The organism is Bradyrhizobium sp. KB893862 SZCCT0404 (assembly GCF_018130885.1).
GTDB lineage: Bacteria > Pseudomonadota > Alphaproteobacteria > Rhizobiales > Xanthobacteraceae > Bradyrhizobium > Bradyrhizobium stylosanthis.
The window spans coordinates 71127-94856 of the sequence record NZ_JAFCLT010000014.1 but is presented as its reverse complement, the minus strand read 5'-3'; the positions used below and the strand labels follow the sequence as shown (position 1 = coordinate 94856).

Annotated in this window: 26 protein-coding genes and 1 riboswitch; of the genes, 18 read left to right on the top strand and 8 right to left on the bottom strand. The window is 66.1% G+C overall.

Annotated features, from left to right (window positions below):
- Positions 1 to 49 precede the first annotated feature (49 nt).
- The 6 genes from JQ617_RS36240 (at position 50) to JQ617_RS36215 (ending at position 6562) form a co-directional block, all read left to right on the top strand.
- Entirely contained in the window at positions 50 to 979 is a 930-nt protein-coding gene (locus JQ617_RS36240) for a histone deacetylase family protein (RefSeq protein ID WP_018648645.1), read from the top strand.
- 73 nt (positions 980 to 1052) lie between these two features.
- Positions 1053 to 1304 (top strand): exodeoxyribonuclease VII small subunit, encoded by a 252-nt coding sequence (locus tag JQ617_RS36235; protein ID WP_014497196.1) that lies wholly within the window; start codon positions 1053 to 1055, stop codon positions 1302 to 1304.
- Positions 1305 to 1888: 584 nt separating this feature from the next.
- Entirely contained in the window at positions 1889 to 3817 is a 1929-nt protein-coding gene (dxs, locus tag JQ617_RS36230; protein ID WP_063692577.1) for a 1-deoxy-D-xylulose-5-phosphate synthase, read from the top strand.
- A 188-nt stretch (positions 3818 to 4005) separates the two neighbouring features.
- Positions 4006 to 4560 (top strand): nucleoside 2-deoxyribosyltransferase, encoded by a 555-nt coding sequence (locus JQ617_RS36225; protein WP_212030530.1) that lies wholly within the window; start codon positions 4006 to 4008, stop codon positions 4558 to 4560.
- 27 nt (positions 4561 to 4587) lie between these two features.
- The gene (locus tag JQ617_RS36220) at positions 4588 to 5322 is read left to right on the top strand and encodes a TlyA family RNA methyltransferase (protein WP_212030529.1); all 735 of its coding nucleotides are present in this window, start codon (positions 4588 to 4590) and stop codon (positions 5320 to 5322) included.
- Positions 5315 to 6562, top strand: coding sequence for a class I SAM-dependent RNA methyltransferase (locus tag JQ617_RS36215; protein ID WP_212030578.1), 1248 nt, complete (start codon positions 5315 to 5317; stop codon positions 6560 to 6562). The genes JQ617_RS36220 and JQ617_RS36215 overlap by 8 nt, the downstream gene beginning before the upstream one ends.
- A 5-nt stretch (positions 6563 to 6567) precedes the next feature.
- Here JQ617_RS36215 and JQ617_RS36210 read toward each other — a convergent pair whose 3' ends face one another.
- A complete protein-coding gene (locus JQ617_RS36210) occupies positions 6568 to 7170 on the bottom strand; it encodes a hypothetical protein (protein WP_212030528.1) in 603 nt (200 codons plus the stop codon).
- A 201-nt stretch (positions 7171 to 7371) separates the two neighbouring features.
- Here JQ617_RS36210 and JQ617_RS36205 point away from each other — a divergent pair, with 201 nt between their 5' ends.
- Positions 7372 to 8430, top strand: a complete 1059-nt coding sequence (locus tag JQ617_RS36205; RefSeq protein ID WP_212030527.1) for a class I SAM-dependent methyltransferase — start codon at positions 7372 to 7374, stop codon at positions 8428 to 8430.
- A gap of 27 nt (positions 8431 to 8457) precedes the next feature.
- Here the strand turns inward: JQ617_RS36205 and JQ617_RS36200 are convergent, their stop codons facing one another.
- A complete protein-coding gene (locus JQ617_RS36200) occupies positions 8458 to 8841 on the bottom strand; it encodes a bleomycin resistance protein (protein ID WP_212030526.1) in 384 nt (127 codons plus the stop codon).
- Positions 8842 to 8974: 133 nt separating this feature from the next.
- Here JQ617_RS36200 and JQ617_RS36195 point away from each other — a divergent pair, with 133 nt between their 5' ends.
- Both JQ617_RS36195 and JQ617_RS36190 read left to right on the top strand, forming a co-directional pair.
- The gene (locus JQ617_RS36195; protein ID WP_249157803.1) at positions 8975 to 9604 is read left to right on the top strand and encodes a carboxymuconolactone decarboxylase family protein; all 630 of its coding nucleotides are present in this window, start codon (positions 8975 to 8977) and stop codon (positions 9602 to 9604) included.
- 237 nt (positions 9605 to 9841) lie between these two features.
- A complete protein-coding gene (locus tag JQ617_RS36190) occupies positions 9842 to 10615 on the top strand; it encodes an enoyl-CoA hydratase/isomerase family protein (RefSeq protein ID WP_212030524.1) in 774 nt (257 codons plus the stop codon).
- Between the two features lie 23 nt (positions 10616 to 10638).
- On the opposite strand, the gene JQ617_RS36185 is transcribed toward JQ617_RS36190, so the two are convergent.
- Both JQ617_RS36185 and JQ617_RS36180 read right to left on the bottom strand, forming a co-directional pair.
- Positions 10639 to 11274: a hypothetical protein gene (locus tag JQ617_RS36185; RefSeq protein ID WP_212030523.1), complete on the bottom strand. Its 636-nt coding sequence runs from the start codon at positions 11272 to 11274 to the stop codon at positions 10639 to 10641.
- Between the two features lie 148 nt (positions 11275 to 11422).
- Positions 11423 to 12292, bottom strand: coding sequence for a DUF1194 domain-containing protein (locus JQ617_RS36180; protein ID WP_145668122.1), 870 nt, complete (start codon positions 12290 to 12292; stop codon positions 11423 to 11425).
- 326 nt (positions 12293 to 12618) lie between these two features.
- Positions 12619 to 12694, top strand: a riboswitch (Fluoride riboswitch).
- Between the two features lie 88 nt (positions 12695 to 12782).
- Here JQ617_RS36180 and JQ617_RS36175 point away from each other — a divergent pair.
- From JQ617_RS36175 to JQ617_RS36145, 7 genes are all read left to right on the top strand, one after another.
- The gene (locus tag JQ617_RS36175) at positions 12783 to 13988 is read left to right on the top strand and encodes an MFS transporter (RefSeq protein ID WP_349630674.1); all 1206 of its coding nucleotides are present in this window, start codon (positions 12783 to 12785) and stop codon (positions 13986 to 13988) included.
- Positions 13989 to 14007: 19 nt separating this feature from the next.
- Entirely contained in the window at positions 14008 to 14397 is a 390-nt protein-coding gene (gene crcB, locus JQ617_RS36170) for a fluoride efflux transporter CrcB (protein ID WP_186467694.1), read from the top strand.
- A gap of 6 nt (positions 14398 to 14403) precedes the next feature.
- Entirely contained in the window at positions 14404 to 14832 is a 429-nt protein-coding gene (gene crcB / locus JQ617_RS36165; RefSeq protein WP_145668117.1) for a fluoride efflux transporter CrcB, read from the top strand.
- A 2-nt stretch (positions 14833 to 14834) separates the two neighbouring features.
- Positions 14835 to 15176 (top strand): DUF190 domain-containing protein, encoded by a 342-nt coding sequence (locus JQ617_RS36160; protein WP_063691659.1) that lies wholly within the window; start codon positions 14835 to 14837, stop codon positions 15174 to 15176.
- Between the two features lie 44 nt (positions 15177 to 15220).
- Positions 15221 to 15526: an ATP-dependent Clp protease adapter ClpS gene (gene clpS / locus JQ617_RS36155; RefSeq protein WP_063691661.1), complete on the top strand. Its 306-nt coding sequence runs from the start codon at positions 15221 to 15223 to the stop codon at positions 15524 to 15526.
- Between the two features lie 274 nt (positions 15527 to 15800).
- Positions 15801 to 16811, top strand: a complete 1011-nt coding sequence (locus JQ617_RS36150) for an ABC transporter substrate-binding protein (RefSeq protein ID WP_212030522.1) — start codon at positions 15801 to 15803, stop codon at positions 16809 to 16811.
- Positions 16808 to 18151 carry an FAD-dependent oxidoreductase gene (locus JQ617_RS36145; protein WP_212030521.1) on the top strand — a complete coding sequence of 448 codons (1344 nt, stop codon included), beginning with the start codon at positions 16808 to 16810 and terminating at the stop codon, positions 18149 to 18151. Before JQ617_RS36150 ends, JQ617_RS36145 begins: the two co-directional genes overlap by 4 nt.
- Positions 18152 to 18157: 6 nt before the next feature.
- Here JQ617_RS36145 and JQ617_RS36140 read toward each other — a convergent pair whose 3' ends face one another.
- The 4 genes from JQ617_RS36140 to fabI all read right to left on the bottom strand — a co-directional run bounded on the left by JQ617_RS36140 (position 18158) and on the right by fabI (position 22139).
- Positions 18158 to 19348, bottom strand: coding sequence for an adenylate/guanylate cyclase domain-containing protein (locus JQ617_RS36140; RefSeq protein ID WP_212030520.1), 1191 nt, complete (start codon positions 19346 to 19348; stop codon positions 18158 to 18160).
- Between the two features lie 79 nt (positions 19349 to 19427).
- Positions 19428 to 20516: a chorismate synthase gene (gene aroC, locus JQ617_RS36135; protein ID WP_063691669.1), complete on the bottom strand. Its 1089-nt coding sequence runs from the start codon at positions 20514 to 20516 to the stop codon at positions 19428 to 19430.
- Between the two features lie 182 nt (positions 20517 to 20698).
- The gene (locus JQ617_RS36130) at positions 20699 to 21298 is read right to left on the bottom strand and encodes a histidine phosphatase family protein (RefSeq protein ID WP_212030519.1); all 600 of its coding nucleotides are present in this window, start codon (positions 21296 to 21298) and stop codon (positions 20699 to 20701) included.
- 13 nt (positions 21299 to 21311) lie between these two features.
- Positions 21312 to 22139 carry an enoyl-ACP reductase FabI gene (fabI, locus tag JQ617_RS36125; RefSeq protein WP_212030518.1) on the bottom strand — a complete coding sequence of 276 codons (828 nt, stop codon included), beginning with the start codon at positions 22137 to 22139 and terminating at the stop codon, positions 21312 to 21314.
- 173 nt (positions 22140 to 22312) lie between these two features.
- Between fabI and JQ617_RS36120 the strand changes: the two genes are divergently transcribed.
- Together JQ617_RS36120 and JQ617_RS36115 are read left to right on the top strand one after the other, a co-directional pair.
- Positions 22313 to 22801, top strand: a complete 489-nt coding sequence (locus tag JQ617_RS36120; protein WP_212030517.1) for a sigma-70 family RNA polymerase sigma factor — start codon at positions 22313 to 22315, stop codon at positions 22799 to 22801.
- A 106-nt stretch (positions 22802 to 22907) separates the two neighbouring features.
- On the top strand, positions 22908 to 23681 hold the full coding sequence (locus tag JQ617_RS36115) for an anti-sigma factor family protein (RefSeq protein ID WP_212030516.1): 774 nt from the start codon (positions 22908 to 22910) through the stop codon (positions 23679 to 23681).
- Positions 23682 to 23730: the final 49 nt, after the last annotated feature.

The following is a 23730-nucleotide window of genomic DNA, read 5'->3' as shown; positions in this document are numbered from 1 at the left end:
CGGATGCGCCAAGCGACGTCAAGAGCCCGCATCCCATGAGGCCGACCTGATGAGCACGCTTCTTCTTTCCCACAAGGCCTGCCTCGACCACGTCACGCCGCCGGGACACCCTGAACGGCCCGATCGGCTGCGCGCGGTGGAGGAAGCGCTGTCGCACGAGCGTTTCCAGTTTCTCGTGCGCGACCAGGCGCCGGAAGGCGATCTCGACCTCGTCACGCTCTGCCACAACGAGCATTACGTCACCGAGCTGCGCCACATCGCACCGACCAGCGGCCAGGTCTATATCGACGGCGACACCTCGATGTCCCCGGGCACGTGGGAAGCGGTGATGCGCGGCGTCGGCGGCGCGGTGGCGGCGACCGAAGCGGTGATGAACGGCGAGCACCGCAACGCCTTCGTCGCGGTGCGCCCGCCCGGCCACCACGCCGAGATCGGCAAGCCGATGGGCTTCTGCTTCTTCGACAATGTCGCGATCGCCGCACGCCATGCGCAGCGCAAATACGGCATCAAGCGCGCGGCCATCGTCGATTTCGACGTGCATCACGGCAACGGCACGCAGGACATCTTCTGGTCCGACCCGACGGTGATGTATTGCTCGACGCATCAGATGCCGCTGTTTCCGGGCACCGGCGCCAAGAGCGAGCGCGGCGACCACGACACCATCGTCAACGCGCCGCTGGCGTCCGAAGACGGCGGACCGGAATTCCGCTCGGCGTTCGAGAATCTGATCCTGCCGCAACTCGAAAAATTCAGCCCGGAGCTGCTCATCATCTCCGCCGGCTTCGATGCGCATTACCGCGACCCGCTGGCCTCGCTGAACCTGCGCGCGGAAGACTACGCCTGGGTGACGCGCAAGCTGATGGACCTCGCCGACAAGTCCGCCGGGGGCCGCGTTGTCTCGGTGCTCGAAGGCGGCTATGACCTGCAAGGATTGAAAGAATCTGTTACGGCGCATGTCGGCGCCCTGATGGGCGCCTGAAGTACTCGCCACATTAAGCCCGCAAAACCCGCCTTCACTCCAGGGAAAGCGAATCGGGCAATCGGAAGCGGATATGGCCGAAAACACTCAAGTCGACGTCTCCAGGCTCACCTTCGAGCGCGCGATCGAGGAACTCGAAACGATCGTGAAGCGGCTCGAGGACGGCAAGGTGCCGCTCGAGGAATCCGTGACGATCTACGAGCGCGGCGAGGCGCTGAAGCGCCGCTGCGAGGAACTGCTGCGCCAAGCCGAGGCGCGGGTCGACAAGATCACCACCGATGCCAGCGGCCAGGCCGCCGGAACGGCGCCGCTCGACGTCCAGTAGGGCCGGTCCAAGCCGCCCGTTCCAAGCATCGGCCGGCTGCATTTTTTCATGATCGCACGCCGCTGATTCCGTTGCCGCGGCCCTGCATTCCCCACGAGGCCCAAGGGAACCCGTCGGGAGGCCTCCGGGCCTGCCGAATCCATCCAAAAAAGCCTCACTCCCGCCCAAAATCCTGCTAGGGAACCGGGCAAGACTGGAACGCCTCCGCCCGCCCCGCAGTTAACCACTCTGGCCCGCGGGTTGCACTGGTATGCCTGTAATCGGTCCAGCGGGTTGGCTTTGGGCCAAGGTTTGGTGTAAAGCTGCGCGCAGTGTGGCTTTTTGTTAGCCTTGACGTGGGGACCGATTACCAACGACAAGCGCTTCAAACTGCTAATGAAATTGGCTGGGACGGACGAAGCCGATCTAAGTGACAGGGATCACAGAGACTGAACCGGAGCGCACTTAGGCTCACCTAAGCTTGAAGACGGGGCCTTGCCCCAGGCAGGTGGCTCCGACGGTTTTAGGACTCGCGCTGCGCCGATATTGTGCAAACCCATCGCGCACCGGAACGATCTTCCGGCGCTGACAAATTGGAAATCGCCGTGAACGCATACAGTAAGACGCCGCTTCTCGACACCATCCGGACGCCGGAAGACCTGCGCAAGCTCAAGGTCGAGCAGGTTCGCCAGGTCGCCGACGAGCTGCGGCAGGAAACCATCGATGCCGTTTCGGTGACCGGTGGCCACTTCGGCGCGGGCCTCGGCGTGGTCGAGCTCACCACCGCGATCCATTACGTCTTCGACACCCCGCGCGACCGGCTGATCTGGGACGTCGGCCACCAGGCCTATCCCCACAAGATCCTCACCGGACGCCGCGACCGCATCCGCACCCTGCGCACCGGCGGCGGCCTGTCCGGCTTCACCAAGCGCAGCGAGAGCGATTACGATCCGTTCGGCGCGGCGCATTCCTCGACCTCGATCTCCGCCGGCCTCGGCATGGCCGTGGCGCGCGACCTCTCCGGCGGCAAGAACAACGTTATCGCCGTGATCGGTGACGGTGCGATGTCGGCGGGCATGGCCTATGAAGCCATGAACAACGCCGGTGCAATGAACTCGCGCCTGATCGTCATCCTCAACGACAACGACATGTCGATCGCGCCGCCGGTCGGCGCCATGAGCGCCTATCTGTCGCGCCTCTACTCGGGCAAGACCTATCGCACGCTCCGCGATGCGGCCAAGCAGATCAACAAGCGGCTGCCCAAGATCATCGCCAACCGCGCCAACCGCGTCGAGGAATATTCGCGCGGCTTCATGATGGACGGCGGCACGCTGTTCGAAGAGCTCGGCTTCTATTACGTCGGTCCGATCGACGGCCATAACCTCGACCACCTCCTGCCCGTGCTGAAGAACGTGCGCGACATGGAGGAAGGCCCGATCCTGGTCCACGTCGTGACCCAGAAGGGCAAGGGCTACGGCCCGGCGGAAGCTTCCGCCGACAAATACCATGCCGTCGTCAAGTTCGACGTCGCGACCGGCACGCAGGCCAAGGCCAAGCCGAACGCGCCGGCCTACCAGAACGTGTTCGGTGCGAGCCTCGTCAAGGAAGCGCAGAAGGACGACAAGATCGTCGCCATCACCGCGGCGATGCCGTCGGGCACCGGCGTCGACATCTTCAACAAGGCGTTCCCGGATCGCACCTTCGACGTCGGCATCGCCGAGCAGCATGCGGTGACGTTTGCCGCCGGTCTCGCCAGCGAGGGCTACAAGCCGTTCTGCGCGATCTACTCGACCTTCCTGCAGCGCGGTTACGACCAGATCGTGCATGACGTCGCGATCCAGAACCTCCCCGTCCGCTTCGCCATCGACCGCGCCGGCCTCGTCGGCGCCGACGGCGCGACGCATGCCGGCTCGTTCGACAACGCCTATCTCGGCTGCCTGCCCAACATGGTGATCATGGCGGCGGCGGACGAAGCCGAGCTGGTGCACATGGTGGCGACGCAGGTCGCGATCGACGATCGTCCGAGCTCGCTGCGCTATCCGCGCGGCGAAGGCCGCGGCATCGAGATGCCCGAAGTCGGCATTCCGCTGGAAGTCGGCAAGGGCCGCATGATCCGCCAGGGCAACAAGATCGCCCTGCTCTCGTTCGGCACGCGCCTCGCCGAGTGCGAGAAGGCGGCCGACGAGCTCGCCGCGCACGGCCTCTCCACCTCGATCGCCGACGCGCGCTTCATGAAGCCGCTCGACACCGAGCTGGTGCTCAAGCTTGCCCGCGACCACGACGTGCTGATCACGGTCGAGGAAGGCTCGATCGGCGGCTTCGGCTCGCATGTCGCGCAGTTCCTGACCGACCAGGGCGTGCTCGACACCGGCATGGTCAAGTTCCGCACGATGGTGCTGCCCGACGTGTTCCAGGACCACGACACGCCGGCCGCGATGTACGCCCGCGCCGGTCTCGACGCCAAGGGCATCGTCGCCAAGGTGTTCGAAGCGCTCGGCAAGGACGTGAAGGCCGAGACGGTCAAGCTCGCCTGATGGTGAGTTACCTCTCCCGCTTGCGGGAGAGGTCGGATCGCGAAGCGATCCGGGTGAGGGCTTTCGCCTCTTGGGGGTTCTCCCTGGTGGAGAGACCCTCTCCCCAGCCCTCCCCCGCAGGCGGGGGGAGGGAGCGCAGCTTTCGCCGCGGCCAATAGCTCGCCAGATTTCTTCAGAGCATTCACATCATGAAAATCTATCTGGCAGGTCCCGATGTGTTCCTGCCGGATGCCGTTGAGATCGGCCGGCGCAAGGTCGAGATCTGCGCCGCCCATGGCCTCACCGGCCTCTATCCCCTCGACAACGTCATCGACCTCGCCGCACCCGACGCCTCCAGGCAGATCTTCTGCGGCAACGAGGCGATGATGGACGCGGCCGACGCCATCATTGCCAACCTCACCCCGTTCCGCGGCGCCGGTGCCGATCCAGGCACCGTCTACGAGCTCGGCTACATGGCCGGCCGCCGCAAGTTTTGTCTCGCCTACTCCAACGACGGCGCCGCCTATGCCGACCGGGTCGGTCGCTTCATGGAGGTCACGTCCGAGGACGGGCGGTTGGTCGATGCGCAGGGCCTGACGGTCGAAGACTTCGGTCTCGTCGACAATCTCATGATGATCCATGCGCTGGAGCTGCACGGCTGCCCGCTGGTGACGCCGGCGCAAATGCCAATCGATGTCTGGCACGATCTTGCCGCGTTCGAGACTTGCGTCCGGATGGCGGCCGCGCGATTGATCGCTAGATAAGCGCTCAGTCGCCTTCCGGAGAAATCGATGTCCCCTGCCCGCAAGCGCGCGGATGTTCTGCTGGTCGAGCGCGGCCTGTTCGAGAGCCGGGCACGGGCGCGCGCGGCCATCGAGGCCGGCCTCGTCACGGCCGACGACAAGCAGGTTGCAAAGCCGTCGGAGACCATCGCCGAGGACGCGGTGATCCGGGCCGAGCCTGCACACCCCTATGTCTCGCGCGGCGGCGTCAAGCTCGCCGGCGCGCTGGAGCGCTACCCGATCGAGATCGAGGATCATGTCTGCCTCGACGTCGGCGCCTCCACCGGCGGCTTCACCGAGGTGCTGCTGGCGAACGGGGCCAGTCTCGTCTTCGCCATCGATGTTGGCACCAGCCAGCTGCATCCCTCGCTGCGCGGCCATCCCAAGATCGTGTCGATGGAGGAGACCGACATCCGCAGCTATGAGGGCAAGCGGTTGCCGGCGCGGCCCGACGTCGTCGTCATCGACGTCAGCTTCATCTCGCTGAAGATCGTATTGCCGGTGGCGCTGTCGCTGGCCGCCGCGCCGATGAGCCTGCTGGCGCTGATCAAGCCGCAATTCGAGGCCGACAGGAAGCACAACAAGAAAGGCATCATCCGCGACGCCGCCGTGCACCGGGAGATCTGCGACGACATCGCAAGCTTTGCGGCCTCGCTCGGCTGCACCGACATCGAGGTGTTCCCCTCCTCGATCACGGGCGGCGACGGCAATGTCGAATTCTTCCTGGGCGCGCGACGTGGTTGAACGCCTGACCATCGATCACGTCGGCCATCGCGGCGACGGCGTCTCGCTCACCGCGGGCGATGCGGTCTACGTGCCCTACACGCTGGGCGGCGAGACCGTCGAGGTCGATCACGTCGCGGGCCATCATCCCGACCGTCGCAAGCTGCTGGCGGTGGAGATCGCAAGCCCCGAACGCATCGAGCCGTTCTGTCCGCATTTCGGCGTCTGCGGCGGCTGCGCGATCCAGCACTGGGCCGCCGATCCCTATCACGCCTGGAAGCGCGGCATCGTGGTCGAGACACTCGCGCAGGCCGGCATCGAATGCGAGGTCGCGCCGCTGGTCGATGCCCATGGCGCGGGGCGCCGGCGCGTCACGCTGCATGGTCGCTTCGGCACACATGACATCCTCAAGGTCGGCTTCTCGGCGACCAGCTCGCACGACGTCATCCCGATTCATCGCTGCCCGATCCTCGATCCCGCGCTGGAGGGCGCGCTCGATGCCGCCTGGGCCATCGCCGAGCCGCTGACATCGAAGATGCCGGTGACCAAGCCGCTCGACATCCAGGTCACCGCCACCGTCAACGGTCTCGACGTCGACGTGCGCGGCTCCGGCCCGCTGCCGACGCCGCTGGTGACCGCACTGTCCCGCGTTGCCGAGCAGCATCGCCTGGCCCGGTTGACGCGACATGGCGAACTGGTGCTGCAGCGCCTCGCGCCGATCGTGAAGATGGGCCGTGCGGACGTGACGCTGCCGCCGGGCTCGTTCCTGCAGGCCACCGTCGCGGGCGAAGAGACGCTCGCTGCGCTGGTGGCCGAGCGCGTCGGCAAGGCCAAGGAGGTGCTCGACCTCTTCTGCGGCGTCGGACCGTTTGCGCTGCGGCTCGCCGAGAAGGCGCGCGTCACCGCCTACGACAGCGATGCCGGTGCGATCGCCGCGCTGGCGAAAGCCGCGCGCACGCCGGGGCTCAAGCCGATCAAGGCCGAGCCCCGCGACCTGTTCCGCCGCCCCCTGGTGCCGCCGGAGCTGCGCGATTTCGATGCGGTCGTGTTCGATCCGCCGCGCCAGGGCGCGCAGGCTCAGGCGCTGAAGCTCGCCGCGAGCAAGGTGCCCGTCATTGTCGCGGTCTCCTGCAACGTCGCGACCTTCGCCCGCGACGCACGGCTCCTGATCGACGGCGGCTACAAGATCACGAGCGTGGTGCCGGTCGACCAGTTCCGCCACACGCCGCATGTCGAGCTGGTGGCGAAGTTCACGCGGTAATTTTCTTAGCGCCGCAGCCCGCCAAGCGCCGGCGATTCACCGGGCAGCATGTTCGACCTGATATCGCTGTCCATGCGGCCGGAGTCCTGCTGGGTGAAACCGGCGCCGAAGGACAGGCTGAGGTTGGAGGTCGGCTTGAATTCGACGCCGGCGAATGCGCTGTATCCCGGTGCGGCGCCGGAGGTCAGCGGCGCAATCGAGCTGCCGATGCCGTTGCCGAACTTCAGCGTGTCGAAACCGGCAAAGAACGTGACGGGCAAGCCACCCGCCGTCTTGGTGTTGTAGCCGAACTGCGTGCTGTCATAGGAGAGCGCGCTGAAATTGCCCGCAAGGCCAGTCTGGCTGAGGCCGCTCCAATTGAGATCGCCGCGCTGGCTTCCGACGAAGAAGCCGTTCGCAAAGCTGGTGCGCGAGCTTGCGTCGCCGGCATTGAAGCCCGCAAAATTGCCGTAAGTGTCGGCGCTCTGGCCGTCGCTGCCGCCAAGACCGAAAGGCCCGCCCGGGATCCAATATCTCAGAGGCGCGACTTGTGCCTGAGCGGGGGCACCGCAGCAGCAAAGCAGGGCAAAGAGGGTCGCGAGCGCGCGTGAAGAAGCAAAGCCTGGCATTCGTGTAACCGTCAGAACTCCGGAGATCATAGCCGCAGGACCGCAGGATTGCCAGCCACGCGGTCCCCACCCAGTTCCAATCACCTTTTCCTGACGCGTTGAACCTGCCCGGGGGCGGACGGACCCATTTAAGGGGACGTGCAAGCTACGCGCTTGCCTTGCTCCGAACACCTTTGAAAATGCCATCGCATGGAGGCTGTCATGGAGGTCAATGCCGACAGGTTGAATGCCTTTATGGGCAAGATGATCACCGAGGTCGGGGCGGCGATGAACGCATCGCTGGTCCTGCTGGGCGACAAGCTCGGCCTGTACCGCGCCCTCGCCGCCAAGGGGCCGATGAATTCCGCCGAGCTCGCGAGCGCGACCGGAACGACCGAGCGCTATGTCCGCGAATGGCTCTCGAGCCAGGCGGCGTCCGGTTACGTCGAATATGATACCGCTTCAGGAAAATTCTCGATGCTGCCGGAGCAGGCGATGGCGCTGGCCGACCCGGACAGCCCGGTGTTCCTCGGCGCGGTCGGCAATGTCATTGCAGCGGCGTTTCTCGACGAGCCCAAGATCACGGAGGCGTTCAAGTCCGGCAAGGGCGTCGGCTGGAACCGGCGCAGCGAGTGCCTGTTCTGCGGCACCGCGCGGTTCTTCCGTACCGGCTATATGCACCATCTGGTGCAGGAATGGCTGCCCGCGCTCGACGGCGTCGTGGACAAGCTCAAGCGTGGCGCCAAGGTCGCCGATGTCGGTTGCGGCCATGGCGTCTCGACGCGGCTGATGGCGGAAGCGTTTCCGAACTCGCGCTTCTACGGCTTCGACTATCACGAGGGCTCGATCGAGGCCGCGCGCAAGGCAGCCAGCGAGGCGAAGCTCGGCGACCGCGTCTCCTTCGCCGTTCACTCGGCCAAGACCTATCCGGCCGAGGGCTACGATCTCGTCTGCTTCTTCGATTGCCTGCACGACATGGGCGATCCCGTCGGCGCCATCAGCCATGTGCGGCAGACCATGGCCAAGGACGGCACCTGCATGCTGGTCGAGCCGTTCGCGGGCGATCGTCTCGAGGATAATCTCAATCCGGTCGGCCGCGTCTACTATGCAGCCTCGACCATGATCTGCACGCCCGCTTCGCTCGACCAGGAGGTCGGCCTCGCGCTCGGCGCCCAGGCCGGCGAAGCAAGGCTGCGCAAGGTCGCGGCCGAAGGCGGCCTGTCGCGCTTCCGCCGCGCCGCGGAGACGCCCTTCAACCTGATCCTGGAGGCGCGGATCTGACCCGGCACGGACGCCACGGCGGCGACGTCAGGCCGCGGCGTCCGTCCCCATGCCGAAGGTGATCTGATTGCCGTCGGCATCGACGGCGTCGAAATCGCGCATGCCGTAGTCGCGGTCCTCCGGCCGGTTCAGCAGCCTGGCGCCGCGCGCCGACAACTCGGCGTAAAGCCGGTCCACATCCCGAACGAAGACGCAGAGACCGCCCTGCCCGGGCAATCGCTTCGTGCGGCTTGCTGCCAGCAGGTGCAGGTTCACCTCCTCGCGGCAGAGACAGACATAGCCCGGGGGCGAGCCGTCTTCGAAGGCGACCTCGAAGCCGAATACGTCGCGGTAGTAGGCGAGGCTCGCGGCGATGTCGGAGACGACGAAGACGGTGGCGGTGCCGGCCATCATCGGGGGGTCATCGGTCATCAGCCTCTCCATGTCGCGAGCAATCTCCACCGCGCAGCCTCGCATGCGCGCGCAAGGTATTGCACGGGCCGGGCCGCAACGTAAGCTGCCGGCGAACAAGGCGGCGCGAGTCCGCCGTAACGGGAGGATGACGATGCGATATGTTGGCCTGGCGCTGGTCGCGCTGTTCGCCGTGACGATCTCGAACGCCGGCCGCGCCGCCGAGCCGACCCGCTTCACGCCGCTCAAGGCGGAGGAGCTCACGCCGCCGCAGAAGGAATGGGCGGACGCGATCGCGGTGCCGCCGCGCAATGCCAAATTCATCAATCCGCCCTATCGCGCCTATATCCGCAATCCCGAGCTCGCGCCGAAGCTCTCGGCGATGTCGGACTATCTGCGCTGGAATTCGTCGCTGCCGGCGCGTCTCAGCGAATTCGCCATCCTGATCACCGCAAGGCAGTGGACGGCGCAGTATGAATGGTTCGCGCATTATCCGCTCGCGATGAAGGCCGGACTCGATCCGCAAGTCGCCAATGGTGTGCGGCCGCAGACGATGAAGGACGACGAGGCCGCGCTCTACGATCTTGCAATGGCGCTCTATCGCGACAAGAAGGTGTCCGACGAGGTCTACCGCGCCGCGCAGCAGAAGTTCGGCGAGCGCGGCATCATGGATATCATCGGCCTGATCGGCTACTACGACCTGGTCTCGATGACGCTGATCACGATGCAGGCCGAAGCCCCGAACGACAGCGTGCCCCCGCTGCCCCCGCTGGCGGCGAAGTAGAGGCACCACGTCGGGCCGTCGAGCGCAGTTCTATCCCCGTCACCCCCGCGCAACGGCGAAGCCGTTGTCGCTGGAGGTGCTCGCCTCTTCGGCGAGCCTCGAAGGGCGACGGCCCGGCTGCATCGGGGCCGTGCATCCTTCGAGGCTCCCGGCGCGCTGCTATTGCATCGCGCCACTCGCACCTCGGGATGACGGAAAGCAACCGCCACGGCTGAGTGTTGAAATAAGGAGACCCCAGTGACTTCAGACAATCCCGTCACCTACGAGCGCGTCGGCAATATCGCCCGCATCACGCTATCCCGTCCGCCGGTCAACGCGCTGAGCCTCGAGGTCATCCGCGCGGTGGTGGCCGCGCTCCGGCGGGCTGCCGACGACACCGATGCACGCGCGGTCGTGCTGGCGAGCGCGATCGCAAAGCGCTTTTCGGCGGGGCTCGATCTCGACATCCTGCTCGGCAAGCCCGGCGCCCAGATCCGCGAATTCCTCCAGGCGCTCTATATCGATCTTTATGACGCCCAATACGGGCTCGAAAAGCCGTCGATCGCCGCGGTCGGCGGCGCGGCGCGCGGCGGCGGCATGACCATGGCGGTGTCGTGCGACGTGGTGCTGGCTTCCGAGAGCGCGACGTTCGGCTATCCCGAGATCGACGTCGGCGTCATTCCCGCCATCCACTATGCGCATCTGCCGCGCATCGTCGGGCGCCACCGCGCTTTCGAGCTGCTGTTCACCGGCCGCGTGTTCAGCGCCGCGGAGGCGCGCGAGCTCGGCGTGGTGAACCGTGTCGTCGCCGATGCCGAGCTCGAGGCGGAGACCGACAAGCTCGCAGCGCAGTTCGCCGCCAAATCGGCCGCCGTGCTGCGGATGGGCCGCGCCGCCTTCATGCGGCAGATCGATCTCGACTACCGGCGCAGCATTGCCAGCGCCGTGGACGATTTCTGCAACGTCGCGACGTCGGACGAGGCTCAGGAAGGCTTGCGGGCGTTCGTGGAGAAGCGGGCGCCGAATTGGTGAGGAGCGCCGGGCGCGCGACGCCCTCAGGCGGTCTTGTCGACCGAAGAGGATGAATCCGCCGGCGGATATTTCGTCACGGGCACCAGGAAGGACTTGGTGCCGACCTGGTAGATGATCTTGCCGTTCTGTCCGTCGTCGGTCGAGATCTGCGCCTGGCCGAACATGATGACGTTCTTGTAGACGTATCCGGTGCCCTGCCGGGTGACGCCGTCGGTGGTGACGCTGACCTGCGCCTCCTTGCCGTCGACGGAGAGCACCTTGAAGCTCGCGCTCTTGCCGTTGTCGCTGGAATAGCCGCCCCAGCTTCCCATCAGGCGGCTGTCGGACGCCGGCGGGTCCTGCTTCTCGAGGTTCGCGGTCTGCCTGCCGGCACCGCCCACCGAGAACAGCAGCACCATGTTCTTGCCGTCCTTGGTGCCGACCGTGACCCCACCGAACGTGATCAGCGAGCCCTGGACCTCGCCGAAGCCGCGCTCGGTGTGGCCGTTATGGGTGTACTCGACCTGCGCCCGCGCCCCCCGGATGTTCACGACCTTGAAGCTGACATCCTGGTTGTTGCCGACCCAATTGCCCTTCCACTCACCGACCAGCCGGCTCTGGTGGAACACCCGCTCGTTGGCGGGCGATATCTGGCTGGTGCTCGAGGTGACGATGGCCATTGGGTTGCTCGGACACGGGCTGACACGCCCGCCTTCGGCTCGCGGAAACGAGCAGAAACAATCCGATTAGGCCCGCAGGCCGGTTAACGAGCGGTTAAATTCAACCACCGGACGTGACGGGCAAAAGGTCTCACCGGGGCGCGCGCTGCTAGCGTCCCCAACGGTCCGACCAGATCTTCTCGCCGATCATGCAGTTGACGCGCGGCTCCTTGTCCTTGTCGGCTACGCGCACCACGGGGCGCTCGGGCATGCGGCCTGCGACTTCCATCAGCAGCTTGGTGCGGATCGCTTCCTTGAACTTCTCGCGGTCCTTGATCGAGATGACGAAGGAGCCGGGACCACCGATGACGCAGTCCTCGTAATAGTAGTCGAGATTGTCGATATCCATGGTCGAGTAGGAGGGCTCCTTGACCATGATCGGCAGGCCGTTGATGACGATGCCCTTCTCGAGCGCGGCATCGCGCGCCACCGTGACCGGGCTGCCATTGTTGTTGGGGCCGTCGCCCGAGATGTCGATGACGCGGCGCAGGCCCCGATAGGGATCCTCATCGAACAGCGGCATCGCGAACGTGATCGCACCGGAGATCGACGTGCGCGAGGCGCGGCGGATCGGCGTCTTCATGATCTCGGCGGCGACCGCGTCCGCAGTCTCCGGTCCATCGATCAGCCGCCAGGGAATGATGATCTTCTGGTCGGTCGAGGCGGCCCACTCGAAATAGGTCACCGCGATCCGGCCGTTCGGCCCGAGCTTCAGCGCCTGCAGGAACTCCTTCGACTGGATCGCCTGCGCATAGCCTTCGCGCTGGATCGCGAGCTCGTCCATGTCCATGGAGTAGGATACGTCGACGGCCAGGATCAGCTCGACATCGACCGTCTGCGCATCCCTGTCGGCCGCCAGCCGCTGCGGCTGATGTCCCGGCGGTTCAAACTTCGGCCCTGGTGCCGCGATGCCCGCGACGTCCCCCCCGGCAAGCACGCCGGCCACCAGCACAGCCCCGATCGAGAACAGCAATCGCATCGCAGTCTCCCGTCGTATGACGCGATGGTGACATGCAATCGCCTTGCCGCAAAGCGCGAAGATCGCTTGTGCTTCACATTCGAGTTAGGAATTTACGTACCTCGCGCAAAGCTGCCGCCTTGTTGCCGCGCTTGCGTCACCCGGAACATGCGCGCTCACAGGCACCGTCATTCCGAGGCAGCTCGAAGAGCCGAACCCGGATGCTCGAGATTCTCAGGCGCGCAAGGGCGCGCCAGAGTTCTCGCTTCGCGAGCCCGGGCATGACGGCGTTGGTGGGCACGCTCCCCCCGCCCACTTGTCCGGGGCGATTTCCATGCTAGGCTGGCCGTACAGATGGGGATGGAGTCCCCCGACAACCGCCCGGCGGCTTGACCGTAGTGGGCTGATGACTCCTGCTTGAGGTGGGGCAATCACGAGCCTCCGCCTTTGGCGGGAGCATGGACAAACCCGCCGATGGCGGGTTTTTTGTTGCCTGAAGGAAGGAGAAGGCGTGACGACGACATCGGATGCTGCGCGTAGCCGGCTGCCCAGGGGGATCTGGGTGCTCGGCTTCGTCTCGATGCTGATGGACATCTCCTCCGAGATGATCCACGCGCTGCTGCCGGTCTATCTCGTCACCGTGCTCGGCGCGTCCACGCTCACGGTCGGCTTCATCGAGGGCATTGCGGAGGCCACCGCCTCGATCACCAAGATCTTCTCCGGAGCGCTGTCGGACTGGCTCGGCCGCCGCAAGCTGCTCGCCGCGCTCGGCTATGGACTTGCGGCGCTGACCAAGCCGTTGTTCCCGCTCGCGCCGAGCGTCGCCTGGCTGGTGGCGGCGCGCTTCATCGACCGCGTCGGCAAGGGCATCCGCGGCGCGCCGCGCGATGCGCTGATCGCCGACATCGCCCCGGTGGGTTTGCGCGGCGCGAGCTTTGGCCTGCGCCAGTCGCTCGACACCGTCGGCGCCTTCCTCGGCCCGCTGGTCGCGATCGGCCTGATGTGGTGGACGGCGGACAACTTTACGCTGGTGTTCTGGTTCGCCGTGCTGCCGGCCTTCCTCTCGTTCGGCCTGATCGCCTTTGCCGTGCACGAGCCGGCACCGGACCCGAGCCGGCCGCCTGCGAAAAATCCGCTCAACACCGCCGCGATGCGGCGGCTAGGACCGGTGTACTGGCGCGTCGTCGCGGTCGGCGTCGTGTTCACGCTCGCCCGTTTCAGTGAGGCCTTCCTGATCCTGCGCGCGCAGAACATCGGCCTCAATGCGATGTGGGTGCCGGCGGTGCTGGTGCTGATGAACATCGCCTACGCGCTCTCGGCCTATCCGGCCGGCGTGCTGTCGGACCGCATCAACCGCACCGGCCTGCTCGCGCTCGGTCTCGCCTTCCTCGCCGCCGCCGACCTCGCGCTCGCGCTGCTGCCGAGCCTCGGCGGCCTCGCGATCGGCGTCGTGATGTGGGGCCTGCATATGGGACTGACGCAGGGCCTGCTCTCGGCACTTGTCGCCGATGCGGCGCCGCCGAGCCTGCGCGGCACCGCGTTCGGCTATTTCAACCTGTTCACCGGCCTGGCGCTGCTGGCCGCGAGCGTAATCGCCGGCGCGCTGTGGGACGCCTATGGTCCGGCAGGCACGTTCCTGGCCGGGCTAGGCTTCGCGCTGGTGTCGCTGGTGGGACTGCTCGCGATCGGCAACGGGCTGGCAGCGGAGGGCAAATGAGAGCGGGGGATTCTTCATCGTGTTGAGCGGAGTGATCGCAATCGTGGTTGGCAGCGTGCTCGGCGGCTGCGCGCGCTATTTCGTCTCCGGCGCCATCGCGCGGCGGCTGGGCGAGACGTTTCCGTGGGGCACCATGACGATCAACGTCACCGGCGCCTTCCTGATCGGCATTTTCGGCGCGCTGGCGACCCACCCGGGCTCGCTGTTCGCCGCGCCCAATCCCTGGCTGTTCGCGGTGACCGGGTTCCTCGGCTGCTACACCACGGTGTCTTCCTTCAGCCTGCAGACGCTGACGCTCGCCCGCAACGGCGAGCCCCTGCATGCGCTCGGCAATATCGTGTTCTCGGTCGGCCTGTGCCTCACGGCCGTGACCTGCGGCTTCCTGCTTGCCGACAGGATTGGAGGGTAATCGCATATGAACGTCCCCTCCTCCGCCGAACGCTGGCGCAGCGCGGTTCTCTATGCCTGGGTTGCCGCGGGCAGCATCGTCGGCGGGTTGACGCGCTATCTGGTCGGGCTCGCGCTCGATACCGGGCCCGGTTTTCCCACCGCGACGCTGTTCATCAACGCCACCGGCTCGCTGATCATCGGCTTCTACGCGACGCTGACCGGCCCCGACGGCCGCCTGCTGGCGCGGCCCGAGCACCGGCAATTCGTCATGACCGGGTTCTGCGGCGGCTACACCACCTTCTCCACCTTCAGCCTGGAAACCTTCCGCCTGTTCCACGGCGGCATGAAATACACCGCGCTCGCCTATGTCGCGGCCTCCGTCGTCTGCTGGCTGGTGTCCGTATGGGCCGGGCATATGCTGGCGAGCCGCTACAACCGCTTGAAAAGGAGCTGACCATGCAAATTCCCAATCAGGCTGTTTCGCTCCGCATCTTCATCGGCGAGAGCGACCATTTCCAGGGCAAGCCGCTCTATGAAGCGATCGTGATGAGGGCGCGCGAGCTGCACCTCGCCGGCGCGACCGTGCTGCGCGGCCCCATGGGCTTCGGCAAGTCGAGCCGGCTGCACACCTCGAAGATCCTGCGGCTCTCCGAGGATTTGCCGCTGCTGATCGAGATCGTCGACAGCGAGGACAACATCAATGCATTCCTGCCCATCCTTGACGGCATGATGTCGAGCGGGCTGATCACCTTGGAGAAGGTGCAGGTCCTGCAATATGGTGAGAAGGCCGCGGGCTGATCGCCCCGGCCGGAAACCAGAGCCCGCCGTATCCAGGAGGCGGAATGAACGATACCGTCACCAAGCCGAAAACCAGGACGAAGACCAAGGTCGAGCGGCCGCGGCTGCACAAGGTCATCCTGATCAACGACGACTTCACGCCGCGCGAATTCGTCACCATGGTGCTGAAGGCCGAATTCCGCATGACCGAGGATCAGGCCTACAAGGTGATGATCACCGCGCACAAGCTGGGCGCCTGCGTGGTTGCCGTGTTCACCAGGGACGTCGCCGAGACCAAGGCGACGCGCGCCACCGATGCCGGCCGCGCCAAGGGCTATCCGCTGCTGTTCACGACCGAGCCGGAGGAGTGAGGCGCTCGAACGCGGCCGCGACGCGGGCGCACCGGCTTGGGCGTGTCGGCGGCGCCATCGTGATCGCGACGCTGGCGATGAAGGTCGCTTAGTGAGCCATGCTCTCGCGTGCGGCGCGCTGATCGCAAAAATGTTGCGCAGCTCTTGACGTCGTCCGCGCTTTTCCGACTTTGCATTCCTGCCTGATATCGCCGACAATGCCGCAAAAGCGGCGTGCGCCGGACAATAAGCAAGCGGGGAAACGACGGAAGTGGGCCTATCAGGAAGAAGCTTCGTGACGGCAGGCCGTCTGGTTCTGACGCTGGCGGCGATCACTTTCCTCGCTGGCGGCATGGCGCAAGCGGCCGAACGGGTCCGCATCGGGCTGTTGAAGCTCTCCTCCGCCGCCCCGTTGTTCCTCGCCAAGGAGCGCGGCTATTTCGAGCAGGAAGGCATCGAGGCCGATCTGAAATTCTTCGACGCCGCCGTGCCGATCGCGGTGGCCAGCGTTTCCGGCGATATCGACATCGGTTTCACCGGCTTCACCGCCGCATTCTACAACCTCGCCGGCAAGGGCGGACTGAAGGTGATTGCCGGCACGGCGCGCGAGGCACAAGGCTTCCAGAACACCGCCTACGTTGCCTCCAAGCGCGCATATGAATCCGGCCTGAAGACGCTCAAGGATTTGCCCGGCCATTCCGTCGGCATCACGCAGATCGGCTCGACTTTCCATTATTCGCTCGGCCTGATCGCCGACAGGCTGAAATTCGACTTGACCTCTGTCCGGGTCGTTCCGCTGCAATCCCTGCCGAATGTCGCCGCTGCCATCAAGGGCGGCCAGCTCGATGCAGCACTCACCGCCACGACCACGATCAGCCCGGTGGTCGCCTCCGGTGACGCAATCGTTCTCGGCTTCGTCGGCGACGAGACGCCCTGGATGCTCGGCTGCGTCGTGGCTTCGACCGCGACGATCGAGAAGGACCGCAAGCTGGTCGAGAAGGTGCTGGCCGCCTATCGCCGCGGCGCCGACGATTACGCGCGCGTGCTGTTGAAGCGCGATGCAGACGGGAAATTCGTCCGCAGCGAGGAAGGCGACGCGATGCTTGCGATCATCTCCAAATACACGGAGCAGAAGGTCGAGCAGCTACGCATCGGGCTCTCGGTCGTCGATCCCGCGCTCGACAGCGCCGACATCGCTCGTCAGATTGCCTGGTTCAAGCGCCAGAAGATGGTCGAACCCGACGTCGACGCCGAGAAGATCATCGACAAATCCTTCGTCCCGGACCGGCCAACGACGCCGAAATGACCGACGACGACAACAACAAGAACACGGAGCGACCCATGAGCGCGAGCGAAGTCACGGCAGGCACCAGGATCGTCCGGCGTGCCCCGAACCAGAAGCCGTCGCGCGTTGTCGCCGACATCTGCGTGGTCGGGTCGGGCGCGGCCGGCATGTCGGCGGCGATCGAGGGCGCGCGCGCCGGACGCAAGGTGGTGCTGGTCGACAGCTTGCCCGCGCTCGGCGGCCAAGCGGTCAACTCCATCATCGGCACCTTCTGCGGCCTGTTCTCGAACGGCAGCGACGGTTACCAGTTCACCCACGGCATCGCCGACGATCTCCTCGGCGACCTCGGCGCGCAGGAAAACGCGCTGTTCTACCGCCGCGGACCGCACACCACCGTGGTCTATTACGACGAGGTCGCGCTCGGACGCTGGGTCGAGAAGGCGATGCTTGCGGCCGGCGTCACCGTGATCGTCGGCGCCGTCATGCGCAACGTCCGCGTCGCCGGCCGGCGCGTGACCGGGATCGATCTCTCGACCCGCTACGGCGACGTCGAGGTCGAGGCGAACGGCTTCGTCGACGCTTCCGGAGACGCCGCGCTGGTGTGGCAGGCGGGCTTTGCCTGCCGCGAGCCGGACGACGGCCCGATCTACGGCACGCAAATGCTGATCGTGGAGAATATCGACGAGAGCAAGGTGCCGAGCCGCGAGGAGCTGCCGGCGCGGATGCGAGAGAAAGCGGGCGACTACGGCCTGTTGCGGCGCGAGGGCCTGTCCTTCGTCATTCCCGGCCGCGGCGTTGCCGCCATGAACATGACCCATGTCGAGACGCCGCTGGAGCCGCTGGAGGCAAGCCGCAAGGGCATCGAGGGGAAGGACCAGGCCGACCGCGCCTTCGCCTTTCTCAGGAACGAATTCCCCGCCTGCTTCGGCAACGCCCGCATCCGCGCCTATGGCTTTCCGGGGATCCGCCAAACGCGCTGGATCGTCGGCCGCCAGCAATTGTCGGTCGACGATGTCCGCGCCGGCACCAAGTTCGAAGACGCAATCGGCCGCACCGCGTGGCCGATCGAACTGCACGACCACGGCTCCGGCCATCACTGGCATGTCTTCGACAAGGACCACGTCCACTATGTGCCGTTCGGCAGCCTGACGCCGCAGGAGGCCGATAACATCGTCGCTGCCGGCCGCTGCATCGATGCCGACAAGGCCGCGCTCTCCAGCGTTCGAGTGATGGGCCCCTGCATGGCGATGGGCGCAGCGGCTGCGCACGCGCTGGACCTCGCCGGCAGCGGCAGCGTGCATCAGATCGACATCGATGCACTGAAGCGGCGCGTGCGCGACAATCTGGAACGAACGGACTGAACGCCCTCAGGCCATCACCAGCGGCGTCTCCTCGCCGAGCCCGTACACGCGCTGCGCCTTGGAAAATCCCGCGATCGGAAATTCGCCGAGCGCGCGCCAATCGTGACGGCAGGCGTTGGCGAAGACTTCCGAGACCACGACGGTGCGGCCGAGCCTCCCTGCGATCTTCTCCAGCCGCGCGGCGAGATTGACGGCGGGGCCGATGCAAGTGAAGTCGAGCCGGTTGCCGCCGCCGATATTACCGTAGAGGATGTTGCCGACGTGCAGCGCAACGCCGAAGCGGAAGCGCTCGATGATCTCGCCGACCGGAAAGGCGAGCGTCTCGACGCTGGCACGGGATTCGCGCGCGGCCTCCAGCACGCGTCCGCAGACATGGGCGGCATCGCCGACATATTCGTCGATCGGGAACACAGCGAGCAGGCCGTCGCCCATGAATTTCAGCACCTCGCCGCCATGGCCGCGGATCGCGGTGACCTGGCAGTCGAAATACTGGTTGAGGATCTCGACCACGGTCTCGGCCGGCAGTCGGTCCGACAGCGCGGTGAAGCCGCGCAGATCCGAGAGCCAGATCGCGGCCTGCATGGTGTCGTTGTGGCCGCGGCGGATCTGGCCGCCGAGGATGCGCGCGCCGGCGCGATTGCCGACATAGGTGTCGAGCAGCATCTCGGCGGTGCGGCGCAGGCTGATGATCTCGGCCACGCGCGCGAGCGGCGTTACGATGGAGCGGATCGCCGCGATGTCGTCGTCGCTGAAGCCGCCGGGATCGCGCGTGACCCAGCTCGTCGCATGCACTGAACCGTCGAGAAAGGGCATCGGCACGGCGATGTAATCGGTCACGCCTTCGGCACGCATGTCGTCGAGGAACGGAAACCGCCTGCTGGCGGGATCATCCATGCGGCCCCTGACCTCGATCCCCTGCTCGAACACGATCCGTAAGGGACTCCTGGCGAACTCGGGCGTCTCCAGGATCTCGAAATCGACCGTGCCGATCTCGACCTCCTGGCCCCTCCGCCAGATGAAGTTGCGGCCGAAGATTTCAGGATGCAGCGTGCGGATGAAGATGCCGAAGCGCGCCAGCGGCAGGCCGGCCTCGACCAGACGCTCGCAGACGTCGGCGATCATCTCGGTCGGGGTTCCCGACGACCTCGCGCCGTCGATCAGCCAGTTGGTGATGCGCTGGAGCTCGGAGCTTTCCATGCGCGCATTTGCGGACGAAGTTGTGCGGACGTCAAGCCGCGCGGTGGGCTAGTACCGCGGCACGACGCCCTACCCGGCGCTAGCGCCCGACCTGCCCGCGGTCGCGCAGGAAATGGTCGGCCAGCACGCAGGCCATCATGGCTTCGCCGACGGGGACGGCGCGGATGCCGACGCAGGGATCGTGGCGGCCCTTGGTGAAGATCTCGGTGTCGGCGCCCTTGCGGTCGACGGTGAGGCGCGGCTGCAGGATCGAGGAGGTCGGCTTCACAGCGAAACGCACCACGATCGGCTGGCCCGTGGAGATGCCGCCCAGAACGCCGCCGGCATGGTTGGACAGGAAGCGCGTGCCGTCATTGCCGGTGCGCATCTCGTCGGCGTTCTCTTCGCCGGTGAGCTCGGCCGCGCCAAAACCGGCGCCGATCTCGACGCCCTTCACCGCGTTGATGGTCATCATCGCGCCCGCCAGATCGGAATCGAGCTTGGCGTAGATCGGTGCACCGAGGCCGGCCGGCACGCCCTCGGCGACGATCTCGAGCACCGCACCGATCGAGGAACCGCTCTTGCGGATGCCGTCGAGATAGGTCTCGAAAAACGCGGCCTTGTCCCTGTCCGGACAGAAGAACGGATTCTTCGCAATCTCGTCCCAGTCCCATTTCTCGCGGTCGATCTTGTGCGGTCCGATCTGCACCAGCGCGCCGCGCACCTTGACGTCGGGCAAGACCTTTCGCGCGATGGCACCGGCGGCAACGCGCATCGCGGTCTCGCGCGCCGAGGAGCGGCCGCCGCCGCGATAGTCGCGCAGGCCGTACTTCGCCTCATAGGTGAAGTCGGCATGGCCGGGGCGAAACTTGTCCTTGATCTCGGAATAGTCCTTCGAGCGCTGGTCGGTGTTCTCGATCAGCAGCCCGATCGGGGTACCCGTCGTCACCTGCACGCCGGTTTCGGGATGCGCCATCACGCCGGACAGGATTTTCACCTGGTCCGGCTCCTGGCGCTGGGTGGTGAAGCGCGACTGCCCGGGACGGCGCCGGTCGAGGTCCTGCTGGATGTCGGCCTCGGTGAGCGGGATCATCGGCGGGCAGCCGTCAACCACGCAGCCGATCGCCACCCCGTGGCTCTCGCCGAAGGTGGTGACGCGGAACATATGGCCGAAGGTGTTGAAGGACATGCGTCTCTAGCTCGTCAGTCAGTTCTGACTTGTGGTAGCGCCCGGGAACACTGCGTTCAACCCCGTTCCGTCATTCCGGGGCGATGCGCAGCATCGAACCCGGAATCTCGAGATTCTCAGGTGCGCACGGGGCGCACCGGGGTTCGCCCTGCGGGCGCCCCCGGAATGACGGCGTGTGGGGCTTAACTGAACTTCTCCAGCCGGCCGTCGCGGAACACGTAGACGGCGCCCTGCTCGATATAGAGCTCGGCGGCGCTGGCGGGGGTCTCAAGGCCCAGGGACACCATCAGGGCCCGGCAGGTGCCGCCATGGGCCACCGCGACGGTATCGGCCTTGAGCTGGTCGTACCAGGCGCGCACGCGAACCTGCACGTCGGCGTAGGTCTCCCCGCCCGCGGGACCCACCGTCCATTTATCGGCAAGGCGCCTCGCATAGACGTCGGGATCGGCGGCCTCGCTCTCCGCCAGCGTCAGCCCTTCCCATTTGCCGTAGCCGATCTCGCGCAGGCGGTCGTCGAGCGCGTAATCGGCAGGCGGCAGTTCGAGCTTGCCGCGGGCGAGCTCCATGGTCTGGCGCGCACGGCCGAGCGGACTCGACACATAGGGCAGCGCGGCCTTGTCGCGGCCGTCGCGCCTGAACAGATCGGCCAGCACGAGGCCTGCCTGCGCGGCCTGGCCGCGCCCGCGCGCGTTCAGCGGAACGTCCTGGGTGCCCTGAAGCCTGCCGAGCGCATTCCACTCGGTCTCGCCGTGGCGAAGGTAATAGATCGTAGGCACGGGCATTCCGGGTGAGATGTCAGTCCTTGCTGCCGAACGAGATGTCCGGCGCGTCCGGCCGCTTCATGCCGAGCACGTGATAGCCGGAATCGACGTGGTGCACCTCGCCGGTGACGCCGCGCGAGAGATCGGAGAGGAAATACAGCGCGCTACCGCCGACGTCCTCGATCGAGACGTTGCGCCGCATCGGCGCGTTGTTCTCGTTCCACTTCAGGATATAGCGGAAGTCGCCGATGCCGGATGCGGCGAGCGTCTTGATGGGACCTGCCGAGATGGCGTTGACGCGGATATTCTTCTCGCCGAGATCGGCGGCGAGATAGCGCACGCTGGCTTCCAGCGCGGCCTTGGCGACGCCCATCACGTTGTAATGCGGCATCCACTTCTCGGCGCCGTAGTAAGAGAGCGTGATCAGCGAGCCGCCGTCGGTCATCAGCTTCTCGGCGCGCTGCGCCACGGCCGTGAACGAATAGCAGGAGATCAGCATCGACTTGGAGAAGTTCTCCGGCGTGGTGTCGACGTAGCGGCCGTCGAGCTGCTCGCCATAGGCGATCGCGTGCACCAGGAAGTCGATCTTGCCCCACTTCTCCTTCAGCACCGCGAAGGCGGCGTCGATGGTGGCGGCATCGGTGACGTCGCAATGGCCGAGCACGAGGCCGCCGATCTCGGCGGCGAGCGGCTCGACGCGCTTCTTCAGCGCATCGCCCTGATAGGTGAAGGCGAGCTCGGCGCCCGCGGCGTGGCATGCCTTGGCAATGCCCCAGGCGATCGAACGGTTGTTGGCGAGGCCGAGGATCACCCCGCGCTTGCCTTGCATCAGTCCTTGCATCAGACCTGAATTCTGCGCCATTTTTGAACGTCCCGTCGAGCTCTCGTTGAGGTCTGGAGGTACACCAGCCCTCCCCTGCGGTACAGCCCTAATACGCGGCGTTAACGCTGTTTCGAGCGCCGGAATAGCCGTTCCATTCGGGTGTTATGATCGTAGAGGCGCATGCGCCGAACGCGAGGGACGTCAAGACGGCAATGAGTGCGTTTCGCCAGAGTGTGGAAGCCATGATCCCGGCGTTGCGCCGCTACGCCCGCGCTCTGACGCGCGATCCGGATGCGGCCGACGATCTGGTGCAGGACACCTTGGTGCGTGCGCTCCGTTCGGAGCGATTGTTTCTCGGAGGCGACGTCAGGAGCTGGCTGTACACGATCCTGACCAACCTCAACAAGAACCGGCGGCGCTCGCTGGCGCGGCGCCCGCAATTCACGCAACTGACGGAGAACAATCCCGACGCCAGCGGGACCGAGGCCGAGGGGCGCGACATCGAGAAGGCGCTGGCGACGCTGGTCGAGGAGCAACGCTCGGTGCTGCTGCTGGTGATGCTGGAGGGCATGAGCTACCGCGAGGTCGCCGACATCCAGGGCGTGCCGATCGGCACCGTAATGTCCCGACTGGCGCGCGCCCGCGCACACGTTAAAGCGTCCCTGGAGGGTGAGCGCCCGGCGCTCAGACGGGTGAAATGATGGCAGGGTTGATGCATCGCGCAAGCCGCGTCCCCTGCACTGAGAGAGAAGCAGCGCAGTTGAACCGCGTAAGATTTTTTGGGCCGCAGAGCCAGAGACGACCGATATGAACGACCGCAATATTCCCGTGACCGAAGACGAACTGCACGCCTATGTCGACGGCGAATTGCCGGCCGAGCGACGCGCCGACGTCGAGGCCTGGCTTGCCGCCCATCCCGAGGACGCCGAGCGGGTGCAGTCCTGGCGGACCATGGCGGAGATGCTGCACGCCCGCTACGATTCGGTTGTCCAGGAGCCGGTACCGGCGCGGCTCGAGCTCGAACGGCTGGAGCGCCGCCCCCGGCAATGGCTCTATGGGGCGGCCGCGGCCGTGCTCGTGGCCTTCGTCGCCGGCGGCACCGCCGGCTGGGTGGCGCATGGCGCCGCCAACGCGCCCTCGGCCTTCCAGAGCTTCACGGCGGATGCGCTCGACGCCCACCGCCTCTACGTCGTCGAGGTTCGCCATCCCGTCGAGGTCGGCGGCAACGAGCGCGACCATTTGCAGGCCTGGCTGACCAGGCGCTGCGGCTGGACCGTGTTCGCGCCGAATTTGGAGGCGAGCGGGCTGAAGCTGGTCGGCGGCCGGCTGCTGCCGGGACCGAGCGGGCCGGCGTCGTTCCTGATGTATGAGGGCGCCTCTGGCGAGCGATACACGATCTACTCCGCCAAGACCGAGAATGGTGCGACGCAAATGCGTTACGCCAGGACGGACAAGGATGGCGCGTTGTTCTGGGCCGAGCGCGGCGTCGGCTACGTCGTCAGCGGCGGCGGCAGCGATCGCGATCGGCTGACCAAGGTCGCGCAGGCGGTCTACGACCAGGCAGAGAAAAACGGCGGCTAAACAACCGCGCAAACGCCGTGCCCTGATTCCGTCATTGAAAATTTGGAAT